Origin of the sequence: Nocardia sp. NPDC005366, assembly GCF_040606855.1 — a bacterium.
Classification (GTDB): domain Bacteria; phylum Actinomycetota; class Actinomycetes; order Mycobacteriales; family Mycobacteriaceae; genus Nocardia.
The window spans coordinates 12,896-35,764 of record NZ_JBEXFQ010000033.1 but is presented as its reverse complement, the minus strand read 5'-3'; the positions used below and the strand labels follow the sequence as shown (position 1 = coordinate 35,764).

Below are 22,869 nucleotides of genomic sequence, written 5' to 3'. Positions count from 1 at the left end.
CGGCTCGGGCGAACAGTCCTTACTGGATTCGACGGGTATTCCCGCATCCCGCGACGGCGAATGTCGGCTCAGGCCGACCCCGGTCTGTCAGTAATGTCCGGGCGGGTATTCGGAGAAGAACTGCTGAAGCAGCGGAGTGGCCGCGTCGAGGCCCCATTTGGTGATTCCGAGGACATTGTGCCACCTGGTGGCACGATGCGGCACATCGGCGTATCATGGTCCTCATGAGCGCTCCCGAGATCACCCAGCGGGACCTGCGCAGCAGGTCCCGGGAAATCATGGACGCCGTCCAGAACGGGCAGTCGTTCACGGTCACCCGCGACGGGCATCAGATCGGCCAACTCGTCCCTCTGCGCCGCCGCCGCCGTTTCGTCTCCCGCGCGGAATTCGCGGCGATGTCCAGGACCGCCCCCGAAATCGACCTCGATGCCTTCCGGGCAGACCAGGACGCCACCGCCGAGGCTTACGCGGACGACCCCTATGACCGCTGAACCACATTCTCTCACCCAAGGTTTGGTCGACACCAACATCATGATTCTACGGCGGTGGTTGGATCCGGCCGAACTCCCGGACGAAATGGCGATCACCGCCATCACCCTCGCCGAATTGTCCGCCGGCCCGCACGAAGTCCGGCGCGGTGACGAGCAAAGCGGCTACGACGAACATGCCGAACGCGCCCGCCGCCTCGATGTGCTGCAACGCGCCGAGAACGAATTCGACCCCATCCCGTTCGACGCGGAGGCAGCTCGCATCTATGGTCGCGTCAGCGCGGCGGTGATCAGCGCTGGACGCAAACCACGGCGTCGTATCGCCGACCTGATGATCGCCGCGATCTCCATCGCTGAAGACCTACCGCTGTTCACCACCAACCCCAACGATTTCAAAGGACTCGAAAACCTGCTCACTGTCGTGCCCGTCACCCGACCGGCGGTGCCCCAGGAAAGCTGACCAGCGATTCCCCAGTACGGCACGCAGGAAATCGAGAACCGAGCCGGCCGGGCCAGAAGCCGGTTATCGCCTGCGTCCGAACCTCTTCCGCGCTCCCGCGGACAAGCTGTGAATATGATCGATTCAGCCGCCTCCGCACACTTATCTCCGGACACGGCCCCGACACGCCGGTCGCGATCGTCGGACCGGGCCGAGCGGTCGGGGCGTTGCGCTAACGTCGAGGTCCCGCTTCGAGTCGGTCCCACGGAGGCATTCGACCACGAAGATCACAAGCGGCTGGGTTCGCTGGGCCACCCGATCAATTCGCCGACGTCACTCGCAGTTGCGGCTTGATCCCGGGAGGCTGGTCCGGGGTGAGCACCGTTCCAGGATGGACTACCTGCGTGCCGGTTCGCCGGAAGTCGAGTTCGTTGTCTGTGGGGAAGAGCCACGACGCCGCCCGCAAAGGTATGCCGTCCCGGAGGTACAGGTAGTAGGCCGTCGTCGCCACGTCCTCATCGTATGAACCGTCGGGCAGGTTCTCCCAGCAGGTATCGATGATGTTCGTGAGTTCATTCAGCCGGTGCGGTGTCATCGACGGCGTGATGACGACCACGGTGTCCCATTCGTCCAGGAATCCCGCGGCTCGGGTGATTTCGGCCATCGTGACCGGAGTGTTTCCCGTTGCCGCGTGTTGAGCGGCCGACAGCAGCGTGAAGCTTTTACCGGGTGCTTTCCCGCCCACCGGGACATCGAAGGTGTTGCGGCAGTCTCCGGGAATCGCTTTACCTGTGGCCGGGGGCCGATTCGAGTGGGTCACGGCGAATATCATCACGGTAAGCAACGCCGAGGCGGCAACGAATGCGACAGCGGAAGCAGTAATACTCGAACGACTATTGGTAAGGCGGGATATCACTCGAGCAGTCGCCAACCCGTCGCCACCTGAATATGCACGCCGTGCTCGACGATCTCGGACCAGTCGGCCAGGTCGCCGAGCGGCAGACGGGACGAGTCGCGTCGGGTGACCGTGGTGTACCAGTCGCCGTCCGGACGGCCGTCGTCGATATTGAGCGCGGCCAGATAGTTCGAGCCGATCGTGAAGCGGACGACGGCTCGATGTTCCAGGATCCGTGTGTCGCCGTGCGTGCCGACCGGTGCCCAGTCGGTGGCGATGTCGAAAGTGCGCACTCGTGACGCCAGATCCGACCAGGTCATCACCTCATCTATCGCGGCGCTCATGGAGGATGTTGTCTCCCAGTGAGTTCCGCGGCGGACCGCGACGTAGGTGTAGCTCCCGCCTTTCGTGAACCGGACGACCGACCCGTCCACGGGTTCGATCGGAATTGGCCTCGGCGGAACCGGTGGCGGCGGAGGAAGTGGCTCGAGGTGGGCTTGCATGGCGGTCAGGTCGTAAGCGAGCGGATCGCGCATTGCCGGGAGCAGACGGGGGACAGTGACCGGCGGACCGTCCAGCACGTCCGGGCTCGCCTCGTTGGCTTTGATCGCGTCGATCCGCACTTTTGCCGCGACCGCCGATCCGGTGATCTCGCCCCAGCACGCGGTGACGAGACCCCGCGACTCCAGATGCCGGATCATCGGCAGAAAACGCTGGCTCATCTGCGGAGTCAACTGCCCGATCCGTTCGTCGTCGATGCGTACTTCGATGTGAGGATTGGCTCGGCTGCCCTGTGTCGAGTTCTCGTGCAGAGTGACGAACAGCAGGCCGATCCCGCCCTCAGGCACGAACTTCGACAGCGCGTCGAAGTGTTCGTGTTCCTTCGTCACCTGGATGATTCTCGATCGCGGGAGCAAGGTGTAGGCGGAGTTCGGGGGATCGTTGACGGGGATCGCCAGGCGCGGGTCTTCGAGACCGATGAACACATTCGCGCGCAGATCGAGGCCGCCGTCCCAGGTCTCGTACTCGCTGACCCACATCTTGCTCGACGTCGTCGGTAGGTATCCCGAAGCAAGGATTCTCCGGAGAACCGCCGACCAGTTCTGTGCATCGTCGTCGTTCAGGTACCCGATCGTCCGGCCTCCGGTCCTGATCGACACCGCATATGCCCCTCGCGGCCCGTTCGGCTCGGGAATCAGTTGGGCCTCGGGAGACGAGTTGCCGTCAGAGTCGGAAAGCTCGCGGGGATACAAACTTCGGATCGCAGGCAGGAACTCGTCATCGATGGTCAACTCATAGCTCTGCCAGCCCCGGTTCTGTCCCCACAGTCGATAAGCCGAGTCGGCGGGCTGTTCGACAGAGCGCTGGGGCGCATCATTGCGTACGACTTCGGAGGGACCGGCGTCGTCGTCCACGGATACCCCGAAGTCTGTAGCCAGGCCCGCTAATCCGGTATCCCAGCCCTGTCCGACAGCACGTACCTTCCATGCGTCGGCCCGGCGGTAGATCTCTCCGAACAGGTATGCGGACTCGGTGGTGGCCTCGTGAGTGACGAACTTCGCCAGAGTGCTGCCTGTGTCATCGAGGATCGTCAACGACAGCTCGCCCAGTGTGCCGAAGGTATCGGAATCGATGCTGCCTACGAGCGCGATGGTGTGTACCTCATCGGGCACTGCTGGCAATTCGATGTCGATCGTTGCCTGGTTGCTGCTCGCATCGCCGACTCGAAACCGCACGGATCCATCCGCGGATCGCGGCTGGTTGTAGAACACGAAATCGGCGTCGGACCTGACCTTTTGATCTGCTCCGAGCAGCAGCGCCGAGGCATCCACTTCGGTGCTGGAGTCGGCCCAGCCGATGACCGCGACGACGCGGCGAACGGGTGCGGGCAAGGTGAGGTTCTGTCCGCGCGACAGTATCGGAGACGTCACAGCGGACGACCTTACTAGCTCGCGAAATGCATTGTCCCTGAAAGCTTGTTGCCGAATGTCAGCTGGAATAGAGGTGGAGCACGATCGTGCGTGTCGTCAAGTCGCCACTGCGGGCCCTATCTCGGTGCGACCACCTGCGGAGTCAGCGCATACCCCTGAGCTTCGGCGCGTACCGCCACTTGGCCGCCCGCGATGATCTCGACGCCATCGTGCACCTCGGCGACTACATCTACGAAAACGACGGTACGGGCGGGGGATAGCCGACCCGTGGGGCAAGCGCAGTGTCAGTAGTGCCCCGGCGGGTATTCGGAGAAGAACTGCTGCAGCAACGGGGTCGCCGCGTCGAGGCCCCATTTGGTGATTCCGAGAATGCCATTGCCGAGCCCGATGACGACGAAACCGATCAGATCGCGATTCTGTTCGGCCAGATCCCGCAGGGGTTCGATGATGTTGGTGAACATCGGTCGCTCCTAATCCGAGTCGGATGGATAGGTCCAGAGTTCCACAGCACCGGGGCGCGTCCAAGGCTTCGTCGGGCACAATCTGTGCAGGTAGCGGGAGTTCGACACCCCGATTATGAATGAGCTTGCATCATCGTGCATAATCATTTGTATGACGGCGCGGGCCGGTCGAGGTGGTCCCGCCGCGCCGGGTTCGGGCTGTGACCGCCGCCCACGGCCCACCGCTCAGGCGCGGGCCTCATACTGCTGAGACACGAAGAGAACCGAGGAGCACACAGACATGTCCGATCGCGTCGTACTCGCCTACTCCGGTGGGCTGGACACCTCCGTCGCCATCAGCTGGATCGGCAAGGAGACCGGCGCCGAGGTCGTGGCCGTCGCCATCGATCTCGGTCAGGGCGGCGAGGACATGAACGTGGTGCGCCAGCGCGCCATCGACTGCGGCGCGGTCGAGGCGATCGTGGTCGACGCCCGCGACGAATTCGCCGAGGAATACTGCCTGCCCACCATCCAGGCCAATGCCATGTACATGGGCCAGTACCCGCTCGTCTCCGCCATCAGTCGCCCGCTGATCGTCAAGCACCTGGTGGAGGCCGCCAAATTCCACGGCGCCACCACCGTCGCGCACGGCTGCACGGGCAAGGGCAACGACCAGGTCCGGTTCGAGGTCGGCATCGGCGCACTCGCGCCCGATCTGAATGTCATCGCACCGGTCCGCGACTACGCCTGGACCAGGGAGAAGGCCATCGCCTTCGCCGAGGAGAACAAACTCCCGATCAACGTCACCAAGAAGTCGCCGTTCTCCATCGACCAGAACGTGTGGGGCCGCGCGGTCGAGACCGGATTCCTTGAGGATCTGTGGAACGCGCCGACCAAGGACGTCTACGACTACACCGCCGACCCGACGGTCAACTTCGAAGCCCCCGACGAGCTGATCGTCACCTTCGACAAGGGTGTGCCGGTCGCCATCGACGGCCGCCAGGTCAGCGTGCTCGAGGCGATCGTCGAGCTGAACCACCGTGCGGGCAGGCAGGGCGTCGGCCGTCTCGACATGGTCGAGGACCGGCTCGTCGGCATCAAGAGCCGTGAGATCTACGAGGCGCCGGGCGCGATCGCGCTGATCACCGCGCACCAGGCCCTCGAGCACGTGACCATCGAGCGTGAGCTGGGCCGCTACAAGCGTCAGGTCGAGCAGCGCTGGGGCGAGCTGGCCTACGACGGCCTGTGGTTCTCCCCGCTCAAGCGCGCCCTCGACGCCTTCGTTCAGGACACCCAGCAGCAGGTTTCCGGCGATATCAGGATGGTGCTGCACGGCGGTACGGCCGTCGTCAACGGCCGCCGCTCCGAGCAGTCGCTCTACGACTTCAACCTGGCCACCTACGACGAGGGCGACACCTTCGACCAGTCGCTGGCCAAGGGTTTCGTGCAGATCCACGGTCTGTCCTCCAAGGTCGCCGCGCGCCGGGATCTGAACCAGAAGTAGCGGCGGAGACGTCGGCGGTCCGATCGGGTCGTCGGCTCCGTTGTGGGCGCACTCGGCCCGATGAACCGACGTCCCCCCGACTTGGAGGAGAGCACACGATGACACCGAGCGAGCACTCGTCGCAGAGCGGCGGCACGAACGAGGGTGCGCTCTGGGGTGGCCGTTTCGCGTCGGGCCCCGCCGCGGCCATGGCCGCGCTCAGCAAGTCGACGCATTTCGACTGGGTGCTCGCGCCCTACGACATCCGCGCGTCCAAAGCGCACGCGCGGGTGCTGCACAAGGCGGGACTGCTGTCCGACAGCGATCTGTCCGGAATGCTCGTCGGACTGGATCAGCTTGCGGCGGATGTGGATTCGGGTGCGTTCGGTCCGCTGGAATCCGACGAGGACGTGCACGGCGCGCTGGAGCGCGGACTCATCGAACGGGTCGGCACCGAACTCGGCGGCAGGTTGCGGGCCGGCCGTTCCCGCAACGACCAGGTCGCCACGCTGTTCCGGATGTGGTTGCGCGACGCGGCCCGCCGCGTCGCCTTCGGCCTGCTCGAGGTCGTCGACGCCCTCGTCGCACAGGCCGCCGCGCATCCCGACGCGGTGATGCCGGGCAAAACGCATCTGCAAGCGGCGCAACCGGTTCTGCTCGCCCACCATCTGCTCGCGCACGCGCACCCGTTGCTGCGCGATATCGACCGGCTGCGCGATTTCGACAAGCGCGCCGCCGTCTCGCCCTACGGTTCGGGTGCGCTCGCCGGTTCCTCGCTCGGCCTCGATCCGGAGCAGATCGCGGCGGAACTGAATTTCTCCGCCGCCGCGGCCAATTCGATCGACGCCACCTCGTCGCGGGATTTCGCCGCCGAGGCCGCCTTCGTCCTGGCCATGATCGGCGTCGACCTGAGCCGGATGGCCGAAGAGGTCGTCATCTGGAGCACACCGGAATTCGGCTACATCACCCTCGCCGACGCCTGGTCCACCGGCTCGTCGATCATGCCGCAGAAGAAGAATCCGGACGTCTCCGAACTCACCCGCGGCAAGGCGGGCCGGCTCATCGGCAATCTCACCGGCCTGCTCGCCACCCTCAAGGCGCAGCCGCTGGCCTACAACCGTGACCTGCAGGAAGACAAGGAACCGCTGTTCGACTCGGTCGCCCAGCTGGAACTGTTGCTGCCCGCCATCGCGGGTCTGGTCGCCACCCTCAGCTTCCACACCGACCGAATGGCCGAATTGGCCCCCGCCGGATTCACCCTCGCCACCGATATCGCCGAATGGCTTGTGCGCCAGGGGGTTCCGTTCCGTGTCGCGCACGAGGCGGCGGGCGCGTGCGTCCGCGCCGCCGAAGCCCGCGGCGTCGGACTCGACGAACTCACCGACGAGGAATTCAGCGCCGTCGACCCGGCACTCACCCCGCAGGTCCGCGAGGTGCTGACGGTGCAGGGGTCCATCGCCTCGCGCAACGCTCGCGGCGGCACGGCGGGCGTGCAGGTCGCGGCCCAGCTCGACGAGGTGCGCGCGGAGGCGTCGGCACTGCGCGACTGGCTGCGCTGACCGACTCGCACACCACATCGGACTCGGCTGTCGGCCGGATCACGCCGGTCCGGTCGACAGCGCATCCGTGCTGTCGCCGGACAGCGAATGCCCGAATTGCGACAGGACGCCATGACCGGTCCGGCTGGCAGTGACTGTGAGCACGAGGAACACTGCCAATAGTGCCACCGGCGTGATGAACAGCGCTCCCATCGCCAATCGCGTCGACAAGTCCACGGTCGTCCCCCTGAATCTCCGTTACGCGGCCCACCCCGGTCCCCCCCATCCCCGATCGTATCCTCGCTATTGTGCCGCAATGACCTTTCTGTTCCTGCTGTTGGCGATCGTCTCCGAGATCTCCGCGACCATCTCGTTGAAACTGTCCGAGGGGTTCAGCAAGGTGATCCCCTCGATCATCGTGGTGATCGGCTACTGCGCCGCGTTCTTCTTCCTCTCCCAGGCATTGAAACGCGGTATGGCGATCGGCGTGGCCTACGGAATTTGGTCCGCGATCGGCGTGGCCGCCGTCGCCGCGATCGGCGTGCTTTTCCTCGACGAGAAACTCACCCTGGTGCAGGTCGGCGGCATCGCGTTGGTGATCCTTGGCGTGCTCGCGCTGGAACTCGGTGGGGCGCACTGAGATACCCGACGCGGGCACGCTCGTCGAATGTCCCGGCCGCCCCCGGCGACGGGGGTCAGGCGTTCTTGGCGAGATTGTGGGCGACCGCGCCCAGCCTGGCCAGCCTGGCATCGCCGAGCGGTGTCAGCCTGCCACCGAGCCGATTGGTGACGAATCCGAGCGACATACCGGTGCTCGGATCGGCGAAGGCGCCCGATCCGCCGAGCCCGAAATGGCCGAACGCCGAAATCGGTTCCGCCTTGGACGGTTTCATCGGCACACCGTGATACCCGAGGCCCCAGGGAATGCGGAACGCCAGCACATAGTCGGGCGTGAACACCTGGCGCGTGCTGATCGCCGCGATGGTCTCCGGGCGCAGCAGTTGGTATCCGTCGAGATCGCCGCCATTGGCGAGCGCGCCGTACAGCCGGGCCAGCGCGCGGGCGGAGAATACGCCGTTGACACCGGGCATGACCGAGTCGTGCAGGCGCGGATCGGAGACCAGATCGGCGAACCCCGCCGGGGTGGTCTCAGCGGCAGCCGAGGTGAAGCGGCTGCGGCCGAGCAGCTTGGCACTGGCATCCCAGCTCATCCCGGCGATCGTCAGACGCGGGAAATTGGGGGCGATGCGGTCGCGTTCGGACTCGGGCACCCGGAACCACAGTTCCTCGGCCCCGAGGGGGTCAGCGATCTCGGTGCGCAGCAATTCGGTGAAATCGCCGCCGCTCACCCGGCGCACCAGTTCGGCGACGAGATGTCCGAAGCTGATGCCGTGATATCCGCTGGTCACGGTGTGTCGCGGATCGGGGGTGGCGGCGGCGAGGGCCTCGGTGACCGCCGCGTCGTCGAGGAAGTTCTGCGCGGGCCCGGGGAGCAGTCCGCGCAGGCGGTGCAGCCCGGCCCGATGGGTGAGCAGTTCGCGTACGGTGATCCGCTCTTTGCCCGCCGCCGCGAATTCGGGCCAGTAATCGGCCACCGGGGCGTCGTAGTCGAGCAGGCCGCGTTCGGCGAAGCGGTGCAGCAGCGTGGACGCGACGCCCTTGCCGGTCGAGTAGGCCATCGCGACCGTATCGTGCTGCCACGGCCGGTCGGGGGCGGCGAATCCGGCCCAGACGTCGACAACGGGCTCGCCGTGCTGGTAGACCGCGAGGGCGCCGCCGCCGTCTCCCGGGCGGCGGAACAGCCGGTCGAATTCCGCGACGAGGGTCGCGTAACGGCGGTCCACGAACTGGGTGCTCGGAATCGTGGTCATCGGTAGTCCTCTCTTCCGTCAACTCGTACAGCGTATGACGTCCGACCGAATCGTCATCTCACCGCCCGCTCCGAGTGATTGTGCATTTTCCTGAGCGTCACATCGGGAACCGAGATCGCAACACAGCTGTCCTACGGTGGGTCCATGCCTCCACGGAGACGTTCGGCGCTGCTCGCGAGGTTGGTTGTCGACGAACCGGGCAGGCCACAGATCATTCTCGGCGAACTGCGCCGAGTCATCCTCGACGGCGCGGTGCCGCCCTGCACCGCGATCCCGCTACGCGAGGTGGCCGAATTATTCGGGGTCAGCCACATTCCGGTGCGCGAGGCACTGAAGACGCTGATGGGGGAGGGGCTGGTCACCCACGAACCGCACGGCGGATACACCGTCGCCCAGTTGACGGCCGCGGAACTGCGCGAAATGTATATCGTGCGTGAGACTTTGGAGACAGCGTCACTGGCCGCCGCAGTCGCGAACGCCACCGATGCCGACCGCGAGACGCTGCGGGAGATCAACGCGCTGCTGGAACAGGCGATCCGCGACGACGATCCGGCCGCCTACCATCGGCAGTCCCGCTATTTCCACGTGGCGCTGACCCGGCCATCGCGCATGTTCCGCCTGCTGCACATGCTGGAATCGGCGTGGAATGTGACCGAACCGGTTCAATCGATGGTGCATATCGGGCGTGCCGACCGGGTGCGACTGCATACCGACCACGCGCTCATGCTCGACGCCTTCCTCGCCCGCGATATCGACCGACTGCTGCTCATCGCCGAAGGTCACCATCGCAGACTCGAAAAGGTGATCGCGACCCTGCCCACCGACACCGGGCTACTTGCCCCCGCGGCAGACATATCTGTCGTGCAGTAGTCGGGCAATAACAGCGCAATTGCCGGGCAATGCGAGATTCCTACCGTCGAACCCATCACAGTTTCACCGTCGGATGGGAATCGCCATGGCCGAAACGCTCGCTCCCGTCGCGTCGGCAGATTCGGGACCGGCGACGCCGCCCGTGCCGGCGACGCCGGACTACGATCCGCGGCTGACCAATGACGATCTGGCCCCGCTTCGCGAACAGAAGTGGGGCTCGTACAACATCTTCGCGTTCTGGATGTCGGACGTGCACAGCGTCGGCGCCAATAGCCCCGCGATCATCCGCGGCCTGATCGCGGTGGCGTGGTACGGCATCCAGACCTTCCTGGCGTCGACGGGTACGTCATCGCCTGCTTCGGGGATCCCGGCTTGGACGCCGCCCGCGAACTGGCGGCGGGACCGGTGATCGGCATTGCGGAGGCCGCCATGCGGACGGCCTCGCATCTCGGCCGTGGTTTCAGCATCGTGACCACGCTGGATCGCACGGTCGGGCGCGCGGTGGATCTGGCCGAGCGCTATGGGATGCGACGCTACTGCCGCGGTATCCACGCCTGCGAAATCCCGGTGCTCGCGTTGGATTCCGACCCGAATGCCCGCAAGGTCGTCACCGAGACATGCCGGGAGGCGGTCGAATCGGACGGCTCCGACGCGATCGTGCTCGGCTGCGCGGGAATGGCCGACCTGTGCGCGCATATTCGCGCCGAGATCGGCGTTCCCGTTGTCGACGGGGTCGCCGCCGCCACCGTGCAGTCGCTGATCACCCTCGGTCTCAGGAAATCCGGGACCGGGGAGTTCGCCGCGCCCCCGTCGAAAACGTATCGCGGCGTCCTCCACCCGTTCGGCCGGTGCTGAACGTCAGGCAGCGACGGCCCAGGTCAATTCCTCCAACGCGGCATCCGGATCGGCGACGTCGACAACGATGCGGGTGAATTCGGTGCCTGCCAGGTCGATGCGAATGGCGCGCCCGCCGAAGCGGGTGTCCCAGAATTCTTTCCGGTGTCTGCCCCGATAGGTGCCCGCGGCGATCACACCGGGGAAGAACGCGCCGGGGGCGCGCACCCACGGCGGGCGCAAGTCCACCTCGGCGATGGCGATTTCGGTGATGTCGGAGACGTCGACGGTCACCTGTTCGCGCAGCGAAAGGATTCGATCCATACCGAGCACATTCACCGTCACCTTGTCATCCGTGACTTCGACCTCGACCATGGTGCACCTCACTTGCCGCTGATATTGCGTACAACTCCAGAATCCTCTGCGCGCCTGGTGTGACCCTGTGGCAAACCTGTGATTTAGCCAAACTTCCGGAGCCGACCTGGGATTTTCGCTGAGCCGACCCTGAGGGCCCCTACCGCTGCGAAACATGGTAGTACGCTGATATGCGCATCAAACGATGTGTTCTCCCGGTATCGAAGCAGGCCTCCCGGATGGATAGGCCCGTGGCGATCCGCCGGGGCTACCGCACGGCTTGGTGATACGCCTCGTCGGCGATGTCGAGGACGGACCCGAGCCAGGGTGAATAATTCGTCGGATCGTCGCAGAGCCGCATGCGGAGCACATCGGGCCGCACCCATGCGAAATCGGCCACCTCGGCCGGATTCGGATGCGGTTGCCCCGCGTCCAAGCGGCCGACGACGACGTGATCCCATTCGTGCTCGACCCGCCCCGTGTGGGAGTCTTCCGCGTGATAGCGGAAGACTCCCACCTCGGTGAGGTCGGTGACCAGGCCCAATTCCTCGGCGAGGCGGGTCGCCGCCGCGTCGGTCACCGATTCGCCGGGGGCGGGATGGCCGCAGCAGGTGTTGGCCCAGACCAGCGGAAAACGGGTTTTCACCGCCGCACGCTGCTGTAACAGCACGCGGCCCGTGCTGTCGAACAGCAGCACCGAGAACGCGCGATGCAGCAGTCCCGGCGGTTGATGCGCCCGCGAGACCGGGCAGGCGCCGATCGCGCGGCCCGCGTCGTCCACGAGTTCGACGGGCAGCGCCTCGCGATCGGTCAGTGCTTCGGCGGTCTCGGTCACTGCCCCAGCTTATCGGCGGCGATCAGCGGCTATCTTCCTGGCGGCGGTGACCGAGAGCCTGCCGGGCGGCGCTGTCGCCCGTGACGGGGCGGGTGTGCGTCCGCGAGCGTAGGTGCCACCCGCTGGCCCTGCCCGATCGGTTTCGGTGACCGGGGACCGTGAACGATCGTCGAGGACGTAACCGGTCCGCGGGGGCGCAGGGGAATCGCGGGTGGATGCGGTCCCGTCGGACCGACCCCCTGCGGCGGTCCGACGGGAACTTCTGCCGCGCCGGTCGGTGCGCGGTGTGTGGAGGTAGCGGGATGATCGTGTGCGGTTCCTATCGATACTCAATCGACCCGCACCGCAGTGGTTTCGGGACACCCGGGTAGGGCGGCCCGGACCGGGCGGGCGACCGGTGGGTCGCTGTGCGGTGCATGCGAATCGATGACGGTTCGGAATTGTGGACGAACACGGGCAGGTGGATCCAGTCACTCGAACGAATTGACTTACACGACACTGCGTTCCAGACCTGTCGATGCTAGGACGCGGAGAGCGGGCGGCGCAGCGGAATTCGTAGATTCGGCAGACATGTCCAGCCGGTGAGCCGCGCGTGTCGGTGACGTCACTTCTCGCCGATGCCAACCGATCTCAGTTCCGCCCGCGACGCGCCAGTTCGCCGATGATCGACGTCAGGAATCGACGAGCGTATCCACGCGGTCTCTGAGCGTGAAATCCCCGGCGTGAGCAGTGGGGAGCCGATATTCTTTGTTCGTCTACCTACGACCAGGTCGGCGGCACCGCATCGTTGAGGATGATCCATGCGCTTCACCCCTGCCCGAACTCGACTACGCCGGGCCGCGAAGGCCGTCCTCATCGGAATCGCCGCAACCGTTTTCGTCGGCGCGGTCCTCACCCCCACCCCCGCCGCCGCCCGCCCCGGTACCGACGTCTACGTGGCGCTCGGAGATTCCTACGCGGCGGCCTCGGGCGTGCTGAACCAGAGTGCGGGCCTGTGCACACGTTCGGACCGCAACTACCCCAGCGTGGTCGCCGCCGCGCTGCGACCGGTGACGATGCGCGATATGACCTGCGGCGGCGCGGTGCTGAAGGATCTGACGGAGCCGCAGATCAGCCAGATCGGCGGCATCGTGATCAACACCCCGCAAATCGACGCCATCGGCTCCGACACCACCCTGGTGACGCTCACCATCGGCGGCAACGATCTCGGATTCGCCGATATCGTGGGGCGGTGCGCGGCGTTGTCCGTGCACGATATGTACGGAGCGCCCTGCGCCGCGTCCTTCGGATCGGACTTGGCCGAGCGCACCGTGCAGCTCGCGCCCCGCGTCGCGGACACGCTGCGGGCGATCAAGACGCGGGCGCCCGGCGCGCAGGTACTCCTCGTCGGATATCCGGCGACCCTTCCCGACGACGATGCGGGCTGCCTCGGCGACCAGCTCATCGCCGTCGGCGACGTCGCCTTCGTCCGTTCGACCATGTACGACTTCGCCGCGATGCTCGCCGCGCAAGCCGCGGCCAACGGCGCCACCTACGTCGACACCTACACCCCGACCATCGGCCACGGCATCTGCGAGCCGCCCGCCGAGCGCTGGGTCGAAGGGCTGATCCCGTTCCAGCCCGCCGCGCCCGTGCATCCCAACGCCGCAGGGGAGCGGGCGATGGCCGCCGCGGTACTGACCGCGCTCGGAGAAGTCGCGCCTGCCTGACGCCGGTGCGCCGACAGCTACCGACTCGCCGGCTCGCTCGTTCCGAGCAGGCCGAGGAACGCTCGGAACGCGGCGGTCATATCGACCGTCTCCGGATCGAGCAGCCATTGGATCTGCAGACCGTCGAGTACCGAGATGAGCAGCGGCGCGGCCTGGTCGGGGGTGAGGCCACCCGGCAGGCGCTCACCGAATTCGGCGGCGAGGATCTCGGTGAACACCGTGCGCGCGTTGGTATAGCGCTGCCGGAAGAATTCCTGCGCCGGATGATCGGATCCGGTGACGCTCTCCCCGGCCAGTGCGGTGAAGGTCTGCACGAGGCCGCGCCGGGAGGCGTTGTATTCCACCAGTTGTTCCAGGTGGCTGAGCCGCCAATCGCCGCACCGGTCGAGGGGGACGGCGGCGGTATCCCACCGATCGCGCGCTTCCAGGACCGCGACGAGAAGTAATTCCTTACTGGGGAAGTAATGCAGCAGTCCGGGCTGGGTGAGCCCGACACGCTCGGCCACCGCGGCCAGTGACGCGCCCCGGTACCCGCGCTCGGCGATCACATCCATCGCGGCGCGCAGAATCGCTTCCCTTCGCTCCTCGGCCTGAGCGGCCCGACCGCCCCGCTGTCGTGGATTCACAGCGAAAGCCTATCGGTGGGCCTATCCCGTCACAGCGGCCACATAATGGACAGACGATGTGGGAAGCTCGTTGTGATCATGTCGCGATATGTGTTGTGGGTCACGTTCATGCTAGGCCAGGAGCGATCGTGAAGTTGAGTGCGAAGGATATGGTGAGCTCGGTACAGCGGTTGATGTCGACCGCGCAGAACGGGCTAGAGGTGCTCCGTTTCGGCGGATTGACCACCGATGTGGAGTCGTCGCCTTTCGAGGTGGTCGAGCGCAGGCGCATGTATCGACTGCGCCATTACTTCCCCGACACCGCGACGCCCGGTCGCCCGGTGGCCCTGCTGGTGCCGCCGCTGATGGTGAGCGCCGATATCTGGGATGTGAATGCAGAGGACGGCGCGGTCGGCATCCTGAACCGGGGCGGAATCGATTGCTGGGTCGTCGATTTCGGCTCGCCCGCGACCGAGGAGGGCGGCTGGAAACGGGATCTCGCCGACCATGTGCTCGCGGTGAACAGCGCCGTCGACACCGTCAGCGAGGCAACCGGCTCCCCGGTCCACCTGATGGGGTATTCCCAGGGCGGCATGTTCGCCTATCAGACCGCCGCCTATCGCTACGGCAAGAGCGTGGCGAGCATCGTGACCTTCGGCAGTCCGGTCGACATCGTCGCCGGTATGCCGTTCGGACTGCCGTACGGGCTGGTCTCCGATGTCGCGGACTTCCTGGCCGATCACGTCGTGACCAGGCTGCCCATCACCGATTCGATGGTGCGCTTCGGCTTCCAGATGCTCGATCCGGTCAAAACCGCCAAAGCGCGCATCGATTTCCTGCGCCAGCTGCACGATCGCGAGGCATTGCTTCCCAAGGAACGTCAGCGCCGATTCCTCAACAGCGACGGCTGGGTCGGCTATGCCGGGCCCGCCGCAGCGGATCTGCTCAAACAGTTCGTCGTGCACAACCGGTTGATGTCGGGCGGATTCGTGATCCGCGACCATCCGGTATCGCTGGCCGAGCTGAAATGCCCGATCCTCGCCTTCGTCGGCGAGGTCGACGATATCGGCCAGCCCGCCGCGGTGCGTGGAATCCTGCGTGCCGCACCCAATGCCGAGGTGTACGAGGCCGGATTGGTGGCCGGACATTTCGGCCTGGTGGCGGGCAGTACGGCGACCAACCGGACCTGGCCGTTGGTGCGGCAGTGGATCGACTGGATGGACAAGGACGCACCGCTGCCCTCGGACATCTCCCGTATGACCGAACATATCGAGACCACCGTCCCGCGCTCGGCCGCCACCCGGGTACTGCACACCGCCGCGACGCTGGCCGAGGCCGGAGCGGGTATGGGTAAGGCGCTCGAGGGTATCGCGAGCAATACCGTGCGCGGTTCGGTCGAACTCGCGGGTGAGGCCGCGCGGGCGCTGCCCCGGCTGACACGCCTCGGCATGATCCAGCCGAGTACCCGAATCTCGTTGGGCCGCTTGATCGCCGAGCAGGCACGTCGCGCGCCGCTGCGCGAATGCTTCCTGTTCGACGACCGGGTGCACACCAACGCGGCCGTCGACGCTCGCATCGACAATGTGGTGCGCGGGCTGATCTCGGTCGGCATCAGACCGGCCGAGCGCGTGGCCGTCGTGATGGAGACGAGGCCGAGTGCGCTCGCCACGGTCGCCGCACTCTCGCGTCTTGGCGCCGTGGCGGTGCTCCTCGCGCCGGGCAGCGAGCTGGGTCGCGCCATGGAACGCACCGGGGCGCGAACCGTCGTCACCGATCCGGAGAATCTCCGGCAGGCCGCCGCCATCGGCGCGCGGGTGCTCGTGCTCGGTGGCGGCAGTGCGCGCACGCTCGATATTCCGTTGAGCGAGCAGGTGATCGACCTCGAACAGATCGAACCGAGCGAGGTTCGCCTGCCCGCGTGGTACAGCCCCGATCCCGGCCTGGCCCGCGAATTGGCCTTCGTACTCGTCACCGGGACCGGCGACCGGCTGGAGATGAAGTACATCACCAACCACCGGTGGGCGCTCTCCGCGTTCGGCACCGCGACCTCCGCCGATCTCGATCGGCGCGACACCGTGTATTGCCTTGCGCCGCTGCATCACTCGTCCGGCCTGCTGGTCAGCCTCGGTGGCGCCATCGTGGGCGGCAGCCGGATCGCGCTGGCCCGCTCGCTGGATCCGGCGCGTTTCGCCGAGGAGGTGCACCGCTACGGGGTCACGGTCGTCACCTACACCTGGACGATGCTGCGCGACATCCTCGACGCCGAGGTGTTCCCGGCCGGTCACGCGCATCCGATCCGACTGTTCATCGGATCGGGTATGCCCGCCGGGCTGTGGCGGCGCACGACCGAACAGTTCGAACCGGCGCGGGTGCTGGAGTTCTACGCCTCCATCGAAGGAGATGTGGTGCTGGCCAATGTGACCGGCGTCAAAGCGGGCTGCAAGGGCAGGCCGGTGCCCGGCACCGCCAAGGTCGAACTGGTCGCCTACGACCCGAGCGCCGAACGCGTCCTCACCGACGAATCCGGTTTCGCCCGCCGTTGTGCGGACAACGAGGTCGGCCTGCTGATCGGCAAGGCCTCCGACGGTATGGACATCTCCGACGGCGGACTGCGCGGGGTGTTCACCGCGGGTGATTCCTGGATGCCCACCGAGAACCTGTTCCGCCGCGACAGCGACGGCGACTACTGGTTGGTCGATCGCACCGATACCGTCATCAAGACCGCGCGCGGTCCGGTCTTCACCCAGCCGATCGTCGATGCGCTCAACGACATCACCGCCGTCGATCTCGAGGTCGCCTACGGTCTGCCGGTCGGCGACGATATTCTCGCCGTGGCGGCGGTGAGCCTGCGCGCGGGATACCGGTTGACGCCCGGTGACGTCACCGAGGCGGTCCGCGCGCTCCAGCCCGATCAGCGCCCGGATCTGGTCTACGTCGTCGACGAGATCGCGCGCAGTTCCTCCTACCGGCCTTCTGTCAGTGCGGTACGGGCCGCGGGTAGGCCGGAACCCGGCCAGGACACCTGGTGGTACGACCGGGGGGCCGAGACCTACGAAATCCTCACCGTCGACGCGGCGGGGGTGCTGTTCGGCGGCTGACGTTATCGAAACGTGTTGTCGAACGCGGGCTTCACCTGGACGGAATATCGCGGCTGTGTGCCGATCGGCTTCTGCCCGTAGCATCCGAGGGTGTGAGGGCGAGTGTTATCTACCGTAATCGGACCACCTATGAACTGCTGATGCGGGGACTCTACGGCCGCCATTACGGGGCTCGGTACCGGGCCATCGCCGAACTCGTCCCCGACGGGGCGGCGGTGGTCGACGTGTGCTGCGGGCCCGCGACGCTCTACACCCGTTACCTGCGCGAAAAGGATGTCGAGTACACGGGTCTGGATCTGAACGAGGGTTTCATCGCCCGGCTCGACGAGGCCGGAGGTCACGGTCGAGTGTGGAATATGCATTCCGATGACGCGCTGCCGGTGGCCGATTACCTCGTCATGCAGGCGAGCCTGTACCACTTCCTGCCCGATCCGGCCCCGGTCCTCGACCGCATGCTGGCCGCGGCGCGTAAGCAGGTGATCGTCGCCGAACCGGTTCGCAATATGGCGACCAGCGACAATCGGGTGCTCGCCGCCGCCGCGCGCCGCTTCACCGATGCGGGTGACGGCGCACAGGAACACCGATTCACCGAGACGAGCCTGGACGACTTCTTCCGCGCCTACCAGACCCGGGTGGCGCAGCGGTCGCTCATCGCCGGCGGTCGCGAGAAGCTGTACGTGCTGACGGCCTAGAAGTCCTAGACCGTGAACGCGGTGACCGCGTCGACAACGCGGTCCACCTGCTCGTCGCTCAGCGCGGGCCACAGCGGCAGCCGGACGACCGTTCCCGAGAACTCCGCGCTGCGCGTACACGGCACCGGGGTACGGCCGAGTTTCAGACCCGCCGGGCTGGAGTCCAGCGGGACGTAGTGGAACGGCGCGGAGATCCCACGCGAAGCCAGATGCGCGATCAGATCATCACGCCGCTGCTCGGTGGGGGTGCGCAGGTAGTACAGGTGGGCGGTATGTCCGCGGTCGGCGGGGATCCGCATCAGTCGGACGTCGTTGCGCGCGGCCCACTCGGGTAGCGCGGCGGCGTAGGCGTCCCACACCCGGTGCCGCCCGGCCTGGATGGTGTCGAATTCGTCCAGTTGGGCGTCGAGGACCGCGGCGTTCAGTTCGCTCGGCAGGTAACTGGAGCCGATATCCTGCCACGAGTACTTGTCCACCGCGCCGCGCAGGAAGCGGGCACGGTCGGTGCCCTTCTCCCGGATGATCTCCGCGCGCGCCATCAGGATCTCGTCGGTGAGCAGCAGCGCGCCGCCCTCGCCGCAGTGCACGTTCTTGGTGTCGTGGAAGCTCAGCGACCCCATGGTGCCGATGGTGCCGAGCCGCTGCCCGCGCCAGGTGCCGCCGAGTCCGTGCGCGTTGTCCTCGACGATCGCGAAACCGTGGGTGTTCGCCAGATCCAGCAGTCGGTCCATATCGGCGGCGACACCGCCGTAGTGGATGACGACGACGGCCTTGGTCCGTTCGGTGACCACAGCGGCGACCGATTCCGGGTCCAGATTGCCGGTATCGAGATCGATATCGGCGAAGACGCAGGTGGCGCCGCGCAATGCCATGGCGTTCGCGGTGGAGGTGAACGCGAAACTCGGCACGATCACTTCGTCGTCCGGGCCCAGCTCGAGCAGCAGTCCCGTCATTTCCAGCGCGGCGGTGCACGAGGTGGTCAGCAGCGCGTGCGGCGCCCCGGTGATGGTCTTCAGCTTGGCGGTGGCCGCCGCGGTGAACTGTCCGTCACCGTGGCTGTGATCGGAGGCGAGTACCGCCTCCAGATTGGCGAGTTCCCGGCGTGCCCGGAACGGGCGGCTGAAGATGACGCGGTCAGTGCTCAACCCGGTCGTTCCCCCTGCTGGCGACGGTGGTGGAAAGTTCCCGGTGCTCCGCGGTGTCCGCGGATCCCGGTGTGGTTAGCGAGGCTACCTCTTCGGGCGCGGCCTCCGCCGGGCGCGGTGTGGGTGACTCGACGGTCAGGTAGAGCGGTTTGCCGACCAGGATGTGCAGCGCTACCCCGAGATATTCGGCGATGAGACCGAGGGAGAACAGCACCGCGCCCGAACACAGCAGCAGTACGACGATGATGGACGCCCAGCCCTCGGGAGCCCAGTCGTCGGGGGTGGTCAGCGCTTCGAAGACCACGACCCCCGCCATGACGACACCGCCGAGCGCCAAGGTCACGCCGAGCAGGCTGACCAGGCGCAGGCCGCGGGTGCCGCTGCACAGCACCATCTTCCAGAACAGGGAGAACAGCCGCCGGTAGTTGTAGCCGGATTCCTCGCGACCCTCCGCGCGCAGCACCACCGGCACCTGCGCGACCCGGCCGACCACCCAGGTCAGCGCGACGTCGAGGTAGACGCCGTTGGAGGCGACCTCGGCCAGTTGGCGGCCGATATCCCCGCGGATCAGGCGGTAGCTCTCGAACCGGGTGGAATCGGGGAACGCGAAAACCGTCGCGAGCACGAGTTTCGCGCCGCGCGAGGTGAGGTTGCGCAGAAATCCGTGCGGGCGCGTATTGCTCGGTTTCGAATACACCAGATCGGCGCGCTCGGCGAGCGCCGCGTCCAGGAAGGCCCCGATGAACGCGGGATCGTGCTGACCGTCTTCGTCCATGGTGACGATCCAGTCGCTGCGTGCCGCCGACATTCCGGCGATGGTGGCGGCGTCCTGGCCGAAGTTGCGGCTGAGCCAGATGGTGCGCACGTGGTCGTGGTCGCGAGCCAGCTCCTGTAACACCACATCGGAGCGGTCCGGTCCGTTGTCGTGCACAAGGATGATCTCGTCGACGACGAACGAGGTGCCCGCCGGGGTCGTGCCGGGTACGGTCAGCCGATGCAGTTCGGCGACGAGTTCGCCGATGGTGCTCTCACCTCGATACACCGGGACGACGACCGATACCGTATGCGGCCGGTCGGCGCCGGGGCGACCGCTCGACGCGACATCGGCGGAGCGGTGCGGGCGTGGTGGGGGAATCGGCATCAGCTGGATCGACTTTCGAAGACGGTGCGTGCCGGAACACCCCGCTGAACAGCGGAGTCCGAGCCGCCGTGAACTCTAGCACGGCGCACACCGAGCATTCCGGGGCTGATCATCACACCATCATGGTGGCGTCCAGGGCCGATGCCAAGCACACCGGTCCCCTGTAGGGTTTGGAACTCGTGACCGATAGCGCAGTACCGAAGGCGGCGCACGAACGACCCACCCGGGTCGAGGGGGATGCCGCCTCCACCCCCGATCCGGTTGTCTCGGAGCGTGATCCGCGCCGTGACGTGTTGCGGTGGGGTTTCGTCACCACCTTCGGCGTCATCGCGGGATATCTCGCGGTGCTGCTGGCAAACGCCAGGCATTTCTTCACCGACGACACCGAATCCCAGTACACCTCGCTGTGGGTCGGGCTCGGTCGTTCACTGCGGGACGGGAACTTCCCCGTCATGGTGCCCGAACAGTGGATGGCGGGTAACAACACCATGGACGACGCCGGGTTGTTCAATCCACCACAGTTGCTGATCGATCTGATCGCGCCGTCGGTGGACAACGTGGCGCTCTACGCGACCGTCGTCAAGCTGATCTTCGCGATCATCGCCGCGCTCGGCGTGTACCGGATCGCCCTCGCCTACGGCGGCAAACCGGCGTGGTCGGCGGTGGCCGGAGTGGCCTTCCCGCTGTCGGGTTTCTTCCTGTTCTTCGATCAGGCCAGTTGGATGACCGCGCTGACCGGCACCGCGTGGATGGTGCACGCGTGGGCCTCCTCGGTGCGCTACACCAGGGGCGAATCCGGGCCGATTCCGGTCTTCGTCTTCCTCTACCTGACCATTTCGACGCAGTACATATTCCCCGCGGTCGAGGCGGCGCTGATGCTGCTCGCGGTAGCGGTGGGTGAACTCGTCTACCAGCGTAAATGGCAGCCGGTGCTGCGTTTGACCTTGGCGTCGGGCTGTGCCGGACTCGCCGGTCTGCTCACCTTCCTGCCGAGCATGCTCTCGGCGAAGGTGACCTGGCGCGGCACCGCCCAGATCATCAACGACCAGTTCCTGACCGTGCCGTGGTCGGAATCGCTCAACGCGAGTCTGCCCAGTTCGCTGCCCGCGTTCACCTCATGGTGGGGATATGTGCAGCCGATGCCGGTCACCTATATCGCGTGGTTCCTCATCCCGGCGCTGGCCTTCGTCGACTGGGACCGGGCCCGCGCGGCGTGGCGGGAACTGAGCGCGGTCGGGCTGTTCTCGATCATGATGCTGATGTGGACGGCGGGTCCAGGCACCATCGGCCCGTTGCGCTGGCCGGTCCGTGTGCTGCCCATGCTCGCGATCGGCCTGCTGGTGCTGGTCTGCGTTCTGCTCGGGCGTTTCGGCAGCTTCCGGGAGCCGAAGCGGCGGGCGATCGCCGCCGCCGTGCTGATCGGCTTGCTGTGGGTCAGGACCTTCTCGGCGGACCCGCACGATGTGCTGTGGCATGTGCTCGCCGCCGCCGTGGTCGCCGCGCTCGTCGCGGCCGTCGTGTGGCTCGGCCGGACCAAGGGCGTCGCCGCGGCCTGCGCGTTGACCATCGTCGCGATGTTCCCGATCGCCTATGCCCAGGTGCGCGCCGCCCAGCCGACGCCGATGGCGTGGAACCTGCCGGTGAAACGCTCGGACGCGAAGGCCGCCTTCCCGGATTTCACGGGCACCACCATTCAGCTCGCGGATCGTGGGCTGCTCGGACCGGGTGACAAGAGCGTGGAGGGGGCCTACGGTTCCCTGGTTTTCGGCAACTACGCCAAGGGCCTGGAGCTGAGCTACGTCAACGGCTACACCCCCACCGGCCACTTCTACTTCGGCGAGCTGCTGTGCATGCGCTGGGACGGCAGTGTCTGCCCCGATGCCTACCGCCGGATGTTCGCCCCGGAGGCGAGTACCGGGCGACCGCTGGTCGACCTGATGAAACTCGATCGGGTCGTGCTGCAGCGCGCGCTGTTCCCCGACGCACTCGACCAGCCCGCGCCGGAGGGGTGGAAGTGGGTGGAATATCCGGGGCACGAGCGCTACATCGCCGTCCTCGAACGCCAGGACGGTCTGATCTCGACGGTGAACGGTCGCGTATCGGATGCCGCGAAGGTCACCGCCACCTCGATCTCGGAAACCGATACCACCAGCCGGGTGCGGGTGTCCTCCAGCGAGGGCGGCAAGGTGGTCTTCGCCCGGCTGGGCTGGCCCGGCTACCGGGTCACCATCGACGGTAAGCGGGTCGATATCACGACGGTCGCGAAATCCTTTGTCGCCGTGAATATCCCGCCTGGCACTCGGAATGCCGAACTGGTGCTCACCTGGCGTCCGCCGGGCTGGAAGATCGGCATCGCGACGATGGGGGCCGGAGTGGTCGGCCTCGGCGTGCTCCAGTGGCTGTACGTGCGGTCACGGCGTCGCGGTGAGCCGGACCTCGCGACCGATCCGGCGCCGCGTGAGCCGGAACGCGAACTGGCCGACGCAGTCTCGTAGCCCCGG

Annotated in this window: 21 protein-coding genes and 2 pseudogenes; 13 read left to right on the top strand and 10 right to left on the bottom strand. The window is 66.5% G+C overall.

Features of this window, described 5'->3' with window-relative positions:
• The first annotated feature begins 224 nt into the window (after nucleotides 1-224).
• Together ABZS43_RS29460 and ABZS43_RS29455 are read left to right on the top strand one after the other, a co-directional pair.
• Nucleotides 225-491, top strand: coding sequence for a type II toxin-antitoxin system prevent-host-death family antitoxin (locus ABZS43_RS29460; protein ID WP_355039240.1), 267 nt, complete (start codon nucleotides 225-227; stop codon nucleotides 489-491).
• A complete protein-coding gene (locus ABZS43_RS29455) occupies nucleotides 481-948 on the top strand; it encodes a type II toxin-antitoxin system VapC family toxin (protein WP_355039239.1) in 468 nt (155 codons plus the stop codon). Before ABZS43_RS29460 ends, ABZS43_RS29455 begins: the two co-directional genes overlap by 11 nt.
• Before the next feature lie 298 nt (nucleotides 949-1,246).
• On the opposite strand, the gene ABZS43_RS29450 is transcribed toward ABZS43_RS29455, so the two are convergent.
• The gene (locus ABZS43_RS29450; RefSeq protein ID WP_355039238.1) at nucleotides 1,247-1,747 is read right to left on the bottom strand and encodes a hypothetical protein; all 501 of its coding nucleotides are present in this window, start codon (nucleotides 1,745-1,747) and stop codon (nucleotides 1,247-1,249) included.
• Nucleotides 1,748-1,839: 92 nt separating this feature from the next.
• The gene (locus tag ABZS43_RS29445) at nucleotides 1,840-3,753 is read right to left on the bottom strand and encodes a TerD family protein (protein WP_355039237.1); all 1,914 of its coding nucleotides are present in this window, start codon (nucleotides 3,751-3,753) and stop codon (nucleotides 1,840-1,842) included.
• An 86-nt stretch (nucleotides 3,754-3,839) separates the two neighbouring features.
• Here ABZS43_RS29445 and ABZS43_RS29440 point away from each other — a divergent pair, with 86 nt between their 5' ends.
• Nucleotides 3,840-4,013, top strand: coding sequence for an alkaline phosphatase D family protein (locus tag ABZS43_RS29440; protein ID WP_355039236.1), 174 nt, complete (start codon nucleotides 3,840-3,842; stop codon nucleotides 4,011-4,013).
• Between the two features lie 24 nt (nucleotides 4,014-4,037).
• On the opposite strand, the gene ABZS43_RS29435 is transcribed toward ABZS43_RS29440, so the two are convergent.
• On the bottom strand, nucleotides 4,038-4,214 hold the full coding sequence (locus ABZS43_RS29435) for a hypothetical protein (RefSeq protein ID WP_355039235.1): 177 nt from the start codon (nucleotides 4,212-4,214) through the stop codon (nucleotides 4,038-4,040).
• 280 nt (nucleotides 4,215-4,494) lie between these two features.
• Between ABZS43_RS29435 and ABZS43_RS29430 the strand changes: the two genes are divergently transcribed.
• Together ABZS43_RS29430 and argH are read left to right on the top strand one after the other, a co-directional pair.
• Nucleotides 4,495-5,697: an argininosuccinate synthase gene (locus ABZS43_RS29430; RefSeq protein ID WP_355039234.1), complete on the top strand. Its 1,203-nt coding sequence runs from the start codon at nucleotides 4,495-4,497 to the stop codon at nucleotides 5,695-5,697.
• A 98-nt stretch (nucleotides 5,698-5,795) separates the two neighbouring features.
• Entirely contained in the window at nucleotides 5,796-7,235 is a 1,440-nt protein-coding gene (argH, locus tag ABZS43_RS29425) for an argininosuccinate lyase (protein ID WP_355039233.1), read from the top strand.
• Between the two features lie 39 nt (nucleotides 7,236-7,274).
• Here the strand turns inward: argH and ABZS43_RS29420 are convergent, their stop codons facing one another.
• Nucleotides 7,275-7,427 (bottom strand): hypothetical protein, encoded by a 153-nt coding sequence (locus ABZS43_RS29420; protein WP_355039232.1) that lies wholly within the window; start codon nucleotides 7,425-7,427, stop codon nucleotides 7,275-7,277.
• Between the two features lie 103 nt (nucleotides 7,428-7,530).
• Between ABZS43_RS29420 and ABZS43_RS29415 the strand changes: the two genes are divergently transcribed.
• Nucleotides 7,531-7,854: a multidrug efflux SMR transporter gene (locus tag ABZS43_RS29415; RefSeq protein ID WP_355039231.1), complete on the top strand. Its 324-nt coding sequence runs from the start codon at nucleotides 7,531-7,533 to the stop codon at nucleotides 7,852-7,854.
• A 55-nt stretch (nucleotides 7,855-7,909) separates the two neighbouring features.
• Here the strand turns inward: ABZS43_RS29415 and ABZS43_RS29410 are convergent, their stop codons facing one another.
• Nucleotides 7,910-9,085: a serine hydrolase domain-containing protein gene (locus ABZS43_RS29410; protein WP_355039230.1), complete on the bottom strand. Its 1,176-nt coding sequence runs from the start codon at nucleotides 9,083-9,085 to the stop codon at nucleotides 7,910-7,912.
• A 144-nt stretch (nucleotides 9,086-9,229) separates the two neighbouring features.
• On the opposite strand from ABZS43_RS29410, the gene ABZS43_RS29405 reads away from it, so the two are divergent.
• The 3 genes and pseudogenes from ABZS43_RS29405 to ABZS43_RS29395 form a co-directional block, all read left to right on the top strand.
• Nucleotides 9,230-9,955 (top strand): GntR family transcriptional regulator, encoded by a 726-nt coding sequence (locus tag ABZS43_RS29405; RefSeq protein WP_355039229.1) that lies wholly within the window; start codon nucleotides 9,230-9,232, stop codon nucleotides 9,953-9,955.
• A gap of 85 nt (nucleotides 9,956-10,040) precedes the next feature.
• A pseudogene (locus ABZS43_RS29400) lies at nucleotides 10,041-10,295 on the top strand (hypothetical protein); the annotation flags it as partial.
• Nucleotides 10,286-10,810 (top strand): annotated as a pseudogene (locus tag ABZS43_RS29395) (aspartate/glutamate racemase family protein); the annotation flags it as partial. The pseudogenes ABZS43_RS29400 and ABZS43_RS29395, both read left to right, overlap by 10 nt.
• A 3-nt stretch (nucleotides 10,811-10,813) precedes the next feature.
• Here the strand turns inward: ABZS43_RS29395 and ABZS43_RS29390 are convergent.
• Complete coding sequence (locus ABZS43_RS29390) at nucleotides 10,814-11,164, bottom strand: hypothetical protein (protein ID WP_355039228.1); 351 nt, start codon at nucleotides 11,162-11,164, stop codon at nucleotides 10,814-10,816.
• A 247-nt stretch (nucleotides 11,165-11,411) separates the two neighbouring features.
• Nucleotides 11,412-11,978 (bottom strand): isopentenyl-diphosphate Delta-isomerase, encoded by a 567-nt coding sequence (gene idi, locus ABZS43_RS29385; protein ID WP_355039227.1) that lies wholly within the window; start codon nucleotides 11,976-11,978, stop codon nucleotides 11,412-11,414.
• Nucleotides 11,979-12,778: 800 nt separating this feature from the next.
• Between idi and ABZS43_RS29380 the strand changes: the two genes are divergently transcribed.
• Complete coding sequence (locus tag ABZS43_RS29380) at nucleotides 12,779-13,687, top strand: SGNH/GDSL hydrolase family protein (RefSeq protein WP_355039226.1); 909 nt, start codon at nucleotides 12,779-12,781, stop codon at nucleotides 13,685-13,687.
• A gap of 17 nt (nucleotides 13,688-13,704) precedes the next feature.
• Here the strand turns inward: ABZS43_RS29380 and ABZS43_RS29375 are convergent, their stop codons facing one another.
• Nucleotides 13,705-14,313, bottom strand: coding sequence for a TetR/AcrR family transcriptional regulator (locus ABZS43_RS29375; protein WP_355039225.1), 609 nt, complete (start codon nucleotides 14,311-14,313; stop codon nucleotides 13,705-13,707).
• A 128-nt stretch (nucleotides 14,314-14,441) separates the two neighbouring features.
• On the opposite strand from ABZS43_RS29375, the gene ABZS43_RS29370 reads away from it, so the two are divergent.
• Together ABZS43_RS29370 and ABZS43_RS29365 are read left to right on the top strand one after the other, a co-directional pair.
• Entirely contained in the window at nucleotides 14,442-17,390 is a 2,949-nt protein-coding gene (locus ABZS43_RS29370) for an acyl-CoA synthetase (protein WP_355039224.1), read from the top strand.
• 92 nt (nucleotides 17,391-17,482) lie between these two features.
• Complete coding sequence (locus ABZS43_RS29365; RefSeq protein ID WP_355039223.1) at nucleotides 17,483-18,082, top strand: methionine biosynthesis protein MetW; 600 nt, start codon at nucleotides 17,483-17,485, stop codon at nucleotides 18,080-18,082.
• Between the two features lie 5 nt (nucleotides 18,083-18,087).
• On the opposite strand, the gene rffA is transcribed toward ABZS43_RS29365, so the two are convergent.
• Entirely contained in the window at nucleotides 18,088-19,227 is a 1,140-nt protein-coding gene (rffA, locus tag ABZS43_RS29360; RefSeq protein WP_355039222.1) for a dTDP-4-amino-4,6-dideoxygalactose transaminase, read from the bottom strand.
• Nucleotides 19,217-20,368, bottom strand: a complete 1,152-nt coding sequence (locus ABZS43_RS29355; RefSeq protein WP_355039221.1) for a glycosyltransferase family 2 protein — start codon at nucleotides 20,366-20,368, stop codon at nucleotides 19,217-19,219. The genes rffA and ABZS43_RS29355 overlap by 11 nt, the downstream gene beginning before the upstream one ends.
• A 290-nt stretch (nucleotides 20,369-20,658) precedes the next feature.
• On the opposite strand from ABZS43_RS29355, the gene ABZS43_RS29350 reads away from it, so the two are divergent.
• Nucleotides 20,659-22,863, top strand: coding sequence for a hypothetical protein (locus ABZS43_RS29350; protein WP_355039281.1), 2,205 nt, complete (start codon nucleotides 20,659-20,661; stop codon nucleotides 22,861-22,863).
• Nucleotides 22,864-22,869 lie beyond the last annotated feature (6 nt).